Source organism: Nocardioides panacihumi (assembly GCF_039530925.1).
GTDB classification, from domain to species: Bacteria; Actinomycetota; Actinomycetes; order Propionibacteriales; family Nocardioidaceae; genus Nocardioides; species Nocardioides panacihumi.
Window position 1 is genome coordinate 700143 of sequence record NZ_BAAAPB010000002.1, and the last position, 6919, is coordinate 707061.

General features: G+C 73.3%; 6 protein-coding genes. 2 read left to right on the plus strand and 4 right to left on the minus strand.

What is annotated here, in order from left to right; genetic code table 11:
• Position 1 precedes the first annotated feature (1 nt).
• A complete protein-coding gene (locus ABD205_RS12535; RefSeq protein ID WP_344045169.1) occupies positions 2-1576 on the plus strand; it encodes an MFS transporter in 1575 nt (524 codons plus the stop codon).
• A gap of 54 nt (positions 1577-1630) precedes the next feature.
• On the opposite strand, the gene ABD205_RS12540 is transcribed toward ABD205_RS12535, so the two are convergent.
• From ABD205_RS12540 to ABD205_RS12555, 4 genes are read right to left on the minus strand one after another with little or no spacing between them, the layout of a single operon-like run.
• A complete protein-coding gene (locus tag ABD205_RS12540) occupies positions 1631-2179 on the minus strand; it encodes a type 1 glutamine amidotransferase domain-containing protein (protein ID WP_344045170.1) in 549 nt (182 codons plus the stop codon).
• A gap of 59 nt (positions 2180-2238) precedes the next feature.
• On the minus strand, positions 2239-3246 hold the full coding sequence (locus tag ABD205_RS12545; RefSeq protein ID WP_344045171.1) for a uroporphyrinogen decarboxylase/cobalamine-independent methonine synthase family protein: 1008 nt from the start codon (positions 3244-3246) through the stop codon (positions 2239-2241).
• Positions 3243-4331 carry a tRNA 2-thiouridine(34) synthase MnmA gene (mnmA, locus tag ABD205_RS12550; RefSeq protein ID WP_344045172.1) on the minus strand — a complete coding sequence of 363 codons (1089 nt, stop codon included), beginning with the start codon at positions 4329-4331 and terminating at the stop codon, positions 3243-3245. Before mnmA ends, ABD205_RS12545 begins: the two co-directional genes overlap by 4 nt.
• A gap of 10 nt (positions 4332-4341) precedes the next feature.
• Complete coding sequence (locus ABD205_RS12555) at positions 4342-5523, minus strand: cysteine desulfurase family protein (RefSeq protein ID WP_344045173.1); 1182 nt, start codon at positions 5521-5523, stop codon at positions 4342-4344.
• 220 nt (positions 5524-5743) lie between these two features.
• Here ABD205_RS12555 and ABD205_RS12560 point away from each other — a divergent pair, with 220 nt between their 5' ends.
• Positions 5744-6853: an N-acetylglucosamine-6-phosphate deacetylase gene (locus ABD205_RS12560; RefSeq protein ID WP_344045174.1), complete on the plus strand. Its 1110-nt coding sequence runs from the start codon at positions 5744-5746 to the stop codon at positions 6851-6853.
• The last annotated feature ends 66 nt before the right edge of the window (positions 6854-6919 follow it).

Genomic DNA, 6919 nt, shown 5'->3' on the forward strand with positions numbered 1-6919 from the left:
CATGTCTTCCACCGCACAGGCAGACCCGCCTGTCGTGTCCCCGAGCGGCCATCGCCACCTCGGCTGGGCGCTCGTCCTCATCTGCATCGCACAGCTGATGGTGGTGCTCGACGCGACCATCGCCAACATCGCGCTTCCGTTCATCCAGAAGGACCTCGACTTCACGCCGGCCAACCTGACCTGGGTCGTCACCGGCTACTCGCTCACCTTCGGCGGTCTGCTGCTCCTCGGCGGTCGCCTGGGCGACCTGTACGGCCGCCGCCGGGTCTTCATGACCGGCCTGCTGCTCTTCGCGGCCGCGTCGCTCGTCGGCGGTCTCGCCGGCAACGAGGCGATGCTCCTGGTCTCGCGTGCCTTCCAGGGCACCGGCGCCGCCCTGGCCGCGCCGTCGGCGCTGGCCCTCATCACGACGACCTTCCCGGCCGGCCCGGGCCGCAACCGTGCGTTCGCCGTGTACGCCGCCATGTCGGGCGTGGGCGCCGCGGTGGGTCTCATCCTGGGCGGCTGGCTGACCGGCCTCGACGGCGCGTTCGGCATCAGCGTCGAGGGCTGGCGACTGACCTTCCTCATCAACGTCCCGATCGGCGTCCTGGCCGCCCTCGCGGCTCCGATGCTGCTGGAGGAGTCCGAGCGGCACACCGGCGAGCTCGACGTGCCCGGCGCCATCACCGGCACCGCCGGCCTGCTCTCGGTCGTCTACGGCCTGACCCGCGCGTCCAGCCACGGCTGGACCGACGGCCTCACGCTCACATTCCTCATCGGTGGCGTCGCGCTGCTGGGCCTGTTCGCGCTGATCGAGACCCGCGTCGAGCACCCGCTGCTGCCCTTCCGGATCTTCGCCAGCCGGACCCGCGCGTCCTCGTTCGTGGCGATGATGCTGCTGCCGGCCGCGATGTTCGCGATGTTCTTCTACCTGAGCCAGTACATCCAGCTCGTGAAGGGCTACACGCCGCTGCACACCGGCGTCGCGTTCCTGCCCTTCTGCGTCGGCATGGTCCTCGCGGCCACGATCGCGTCGAACCTCGTCAACCGCATCGACCCGCGCTACCTCGCGGGTGTCGGCACCCTGCTGGCGGCGATCGCTCTCTTCGGGTTCTCGCGGATCCCGTCCGACACGACGCTGCCGATCCACGCGGCCGAGGCCGGCTACTGGGGCCACGTCTTCCCGTGGGTCACGCTGATGGCGATCGGCATGGGACTGACGTTCGTGCCGGTCACGCTGACCGCGGTGCACCACCTCCGCACCGAGGACGCGGGCATCGGCTCGGGTGTCCTCAACACGATGCAGCAGGTCGGCGGCGCGCTGGGCCTGGCCATCCTCTCGACGGTCGCGACGCACGTCATGACCAGCGACGGCGAGAAGCTGCAGCAGGCGGCCGCGGCGGCCGGCGGCGGTAAGCCCCCGGCCGACGTACTGACCATGATCCAGCACCAGGTGTTCGCCCACGGCTCCACCACGGCGTTCCTCGTCGGCTCGGCGATGGCGCTCGTCGGGTCCGCGATCATCTGGATCTTCCTCGACGTCAAGCACGAGGAGCTGGCCACGGACCTCCCCGAGGGTGTCCACGTCGGCTGACGGCAGTCCTGACACGAGCGCCCCGCGGCAATCGCTGCGGGGCGCTCGTGCGTCTCAGACCACCGCGCCGGTGAGGGCACCTTCGATGGCGCCGACGAAGGCCGGCAGGTCGTCGGGCTTGCGGCTGGTGATCAGGTGGCCGTCGACGACGACCTCCTCGTCGACCCAGTCCGCGCCCGCGTTGCGCAGGTCGTCGGCAAGACTCGGCCAGCTCGTGACGCGGCGCCCCTCGGCGCGGCCGGCCGACACCAGCAGCCACGGCCCGTGGCAGATGATCGCGAGGGTCTTGCCCGCCTCGTCGGTCTCGCGCAGGATGCGCTGCGCGGTCGTGTCCATCCGGAGGTGGTCGGCGTTGACCGAGCCCCCGGGCACCACCAGCGCGTCGATGGCGTCGACCGCGAGGTCGTCGAACGAGCCGTCGACCTCGATCTTCACGGTCGGGTTCACGTCGCCCTGCGTGGCCTGGATCGGCTCGCCGTCGGGGCTGTAGACCTTCACGGTCGCCCCGCCCTCGCGCAGCTCGTCGCGTGGGACGACCAGCTCCGCCTCCTCGAAGTGGTCACCGGCGATGATCGCGACGTGCTTCCCGGTCAGGTCGGACACGGTTCCTCCTCGGCTGCAGACGATGGCCTGTCAGACCGGTAACCGTTGAACCGATCCACTCACCTGCCGCTCAGAGCCGCCGCTCCGGAGCGGGACAGCGCGAGCGCCCGGCGCGCCCACCCGGACGTCGCACCGGCCAGCCCGCACGTCGGCGTGACGACGAGCCGCCCCCCAACCTCCTCGGGGTCGAGGCCGAGCATGTCCAGCCAGCGCTGGACCCGCTCGACCACGTCCTTGTCGGTCGGCGCCTGGGCAGGGTCCACGGACGGTACGACGCCCAGCGCGACCGTCTCCCCCGCTTCGAGCGCCTCCGCCAGCGCGTCGTGGTCGGCCGCGCCGAGCACGCCCAGGTCGACGGCGAGGCCGTGTGCGCCGGCGCCGCGGAGCAGCCCCAGCGGGGTGTTTGGCGCGCACGAGTGCACCCACGGCTCGGCGCCCTCGTCGGCGATCGCCCCGAGCACCCAGCCGAGCGTCTCGGACGCCTCGGGCGGGGCGACGGACCGGTGTCGCCCGAAGCCGGACGCGGTCGGCACCTTCCCCGTCAGCACGGCGGGCAGCGCGGGCTCGTCGAGCTGCACGACGAGACGGTCCACCCCGGACAGCCGTCGGCGTACGTCCCTGATGTGCTCGCGGACCCCGTCGGCCAGCGCCTGGGCGAGCTCGCGGCGGGCGCCGTGGTCGGCGAGGATGCGGTCGCCGCGGGGCCGTTCGACGGTCGCGGCGAGCGTCCACGGCCCGGTGACCTGCACCTTGAACGCGCCTTCGTAGCCCTGGGTCAGCTCCTCGACGGTGTCGAGGTCCTGCGCGAGCTGGCTCCTGGCACGGCGGTGGTCCATGCCCGGCGATCCGCTCGACCCGGTGAGGCGCCAGCCCGCTGGCTGGAGGTCGGCGTCGAGGCCGGTCACGACGGCCAGCGTCCGGCCGGTCATCGAGGCGGTCGCGCCGCGTCCGGGCAGCTCCGGCACGTGCGGCAGGTCGGGCAGCTCGCCCAGCACGACACGGACCGCCTCGGCGTACTCGTCCTCGGCACCGTGGATCGGCAGCGACCCGATCCCGGTGGCGATCATGCAGGGACCCGCTGCGTCGACGTGATCGTGGCAGAGCCGACGACGCGGGTGCCGTCGTAGAGCACGGCGGCCTGGCCGGGCGCGATGCCGTACGCCGGCTCGAGCAGCTCCACCTCCACCGTCTCCCCCACGCTCACCCGGCACCGGTGCTCGGCGCCGTGCGCCCGGAGTTGCACGGTGCCCTCGAACGCGGTCGGCGCCGGACCGCTCCAGCGCGGGCGGTTGCCCGAGACGTGGGTGACGGCGAGGTGCTCGCGCGGGCCGACCGTCACAGTGCCGGAGACGGGCTCGATGTCGAGCACGAAGCGCGGCTTCCCGTCGGCCGCCGGCCGCCCCAGCCGCAGCCCTCGGCGCTGGCCGATCGTGAACGCCACCGTCCCGGAGTGGCGGCCGAGCTCGGCGCCCGACTCGTCGACGATCGCGCCCTCGGTGTTGGGCAGGCGCTCCCCCAGCTTCTCGCGCAGCCAGCCGGCGTTGTCACCGTCCGCGACGAAGCAGATGTCGTGGCTGTCCGGCTTGTCGGCGACCAGCAGCCCGCGTCGCGCGGCCTCCTCGCGCACCTGCGGCTTCGGCGTGTCGCCGAGGGGGAACAGCGAGTGCCGCAGCTGCTCCTGGTGGAGCACGCCGAGCACGTAGGACTGGTCCTTCGCAGCGTCGTTCGCGCGGTGCAGCTCGACGCCGTCCGGCCCCTCCCGGAGCACCGCGTAGTGGCCGGTCGCCACGGCGTCGAAGCCGAGCGCGAGGGCGCGGTCGAGCACGGCCGCGAACTTGATCTTCTCGTTGCAGCGCAGGCACGGGTTGGGGGTGCGACCCTCGGCGTACTCCGACATGAAGTCCTCGACCACGTCCTCGTGGAAACGCTCCGAGAGGTCCCACACGTAGAACGGGATGCCGATCACGTCAGCCGCGCGTCGGGCGTCGTTGGCGTCCTCGATGGTGCAGCAGCCACGGGCGCCGGAGCGGTAGGACGCCGGGTTGCGCGACAGCGCCAGGTGGATGCCTGTCACGTCGTGGCCGGCCTCGACCGCGCGCGCCGCGGCGACGGCCGAGTCGACGCCGCCGGACATGGCGGCGACCACCCTCATGCGGCACCGCTCATCGGGAGGCCAGCCTGGCCCGCTCCACGCACGGCCCGATCGCGTCGACCAGCGCGTCGACGTCGGCGTCGGTGGAGGTGTGGCCCAGCGAGAACCGCAGCGACGACCGTGCCTGGGCGTCGGTCCGGCCCATCGCGAGCAGCACGTGCGAGGGCTGCGGCACGCCGGCCGAGCAGGCCGATCCGGTCGAGCACTCGATCCCACGCGCGTCGAGCAGCATCAGCAGCGAGTCGCCCTCGCAGCCGGGGAAGGAGAAGTGCGCGTTGCCGGGCAGCCGCTCGACCGCGGCTCCGTTGAGGACGGCGTCCGGCACGACCGACATCACGCCGCGCACGAGCCGGTCGCGCAGTGCGCCGACGCGGGCGGCGTACGCCGTCTGCTCCTTGACCGCGAGCTCGATCGCCGCCGCGAAGCCGGCGACGGCCGGCGGATCGATCGTGCCGCTGCGGATGTCGCGCTCCTGGCCGCCTCCGTGCACGAGGGCCGTCACGGACAGCTCGCGGCGGGCGACGAGCGCGCCGACGCCGTACGGTCCGCCGAGCTTGTGGCCGGTGAGCGACAGTGCGTCGACGCCGGACGCGGCGAACGAGACCGGCACCGCGCCCACGGCCTGGACGGCGTCGGTGTGCAACGGGATGCCGTACGCCGCCGCGAGCCGGACGACGTCAGCGACCGGCTGGAGCGTCCCGACCTCGTTGTTGGCCCACATCACCGAGATCAGGGCCACCGACTCGGGATCGCGCGCGATCGACTCCTCGAGGGCAGCCACGTCGAGCCGGCCCGCCCCGTCGACGGGCAGCAGCTCGACCGTCGCGCCCCCCTGGGTCGCGAGCCAGTGCAGGGGGTCGAGGACCGCATGGTGCTCGACCGCCGTCGCCAGGATGCGCACGCGGCGCGGGTCCTGCGCCCGGCGCGACCAGTAGACGCCCTTGACCGCGAGGTTGTCCGCCTCGGTGCCGCCGGAGGTGAAGACCACCTCGCCCGGCCGGCAGTCGAGCGCCTGGGCGACGGTCTCGCGGGACTCTTCCACGACCCGGCGCGCTCGTCGGCCGGACGCGTGCAGCGACGACGCGTTGCCGACCTCGAGCAGGTGGGCGGTCATGGCCTCGACGGCGGCCGGGGCCATCGGAGTGGTCGCGGCGTGGTCGAGGTAGACGACGTGGGTCTGGGCGGCGGTCATGTCACCCTCCAGGGTACGGCGACCCCCGACCGCCCCACGAACCAGCACGTCTCCCCCTCCCCGCCGAGACGTCAATCCCCACGGTCCGAGACGTCAATCCCCGCGGCCCGAGAGGTCAATCCCTTCCGGTAGCTCGGCCTGATTGGCGCTTCGGACCGTGGGGATCGACGTCTCGGACCGTGGGGATTGACGTCTCGGCGGGAGCCCTAGACTCCGCGCCATGACGGTGCTGCGTGGCCGGTTGGTCACCCCTTCGCACGACGGCCCCGCCGAAGTGCGGGTCGAGGACGACCGGATCGCCGCGATCACCCCCCTCGAGGACGGGGCGGCGCTCGACGTGATCCTGCCCGGTCTCGTCGACATCCACTGCCACGGTGGCGGCGGCGCGTCGTTCACGTCGGGCTCGGTGGACGAGGCGCGTACGGCGGCCCTCCACCATCTCCGGCACGGGACGACGGCCCTGCTCGGCAGCCTCGTGACCGACGCCCCCGACCGGATGCTGAGCGGCGTGGAGCTCCTGGCGGACCTGGTCGACGAAGGGCTGCTCGCCGGCATCCATCTCGAGGGGCCGTTCCTGAGCGCGGAGCGCTGCGGCGCGCAGGACCCGCGCCACCTGCTGGCGCCCGATGCGACGCTCGCAGCCCGACTTCTCGACGCCGGACGTGGGCACATCCGCGTCGTGACCATCGCGGCGGAGCTTCAGGGTGCGACGGAGCTCGCCGCCCAAGTCGCCGCGGCCGGCGCCGTCGCCGCCCTCGGGCACACAGCCGCGCCCTTCGCGACCGCGCGCACCTTCCTGGCCGAGCCGGCCACCGCGCTCGTCACCCACCTCTTCAACGGCATGCCGGGTCTGCACCACCGCGAACCCGGACCGGTCGGCGCCTCGCTCGCGGCCGCGCGCGCGGGAGAGGCGGTGGTCGAGCTGATAGCCGACGGCGTACACCTCGCCGACGAGACGGTGACGACCCTGTTCGGCCTGCTCGGCGCCGATGCGATCGCACTGGTGACCGATGCGATGGCCGCCGCCGGGATGCCCGACGGGCGCTATCGCCTCGGTCCCCAGGAGGTCGTCGTCGCCGCCGGAGTCGCCACGCTGGCCCGCAACGGCTCGCTCGCGGGCGGCACGACGCGACTCGCCGACGTCGTACGGCGCCTCGTCACCCTCGGCCTGGCGCCCACCGATGTCGTACGAGCCGCCACGTCCTCGCCCGCCCGGGCCGCCGGCCTGGCTGCGCCCGGGCTGCAGGTGGGCGAGCGCGCCGACCTGGTCGTCGCCGGCCACGACCTGCGCCCCCGCCGCGTGATGAAGGGCGGCAACTGGGTCGACTGAGTGCCGAGTCGGCGCATCCTCGCACCCCAGAAGGACCGAGTCGGCGCGTCCTCGCACTCCAGAAGG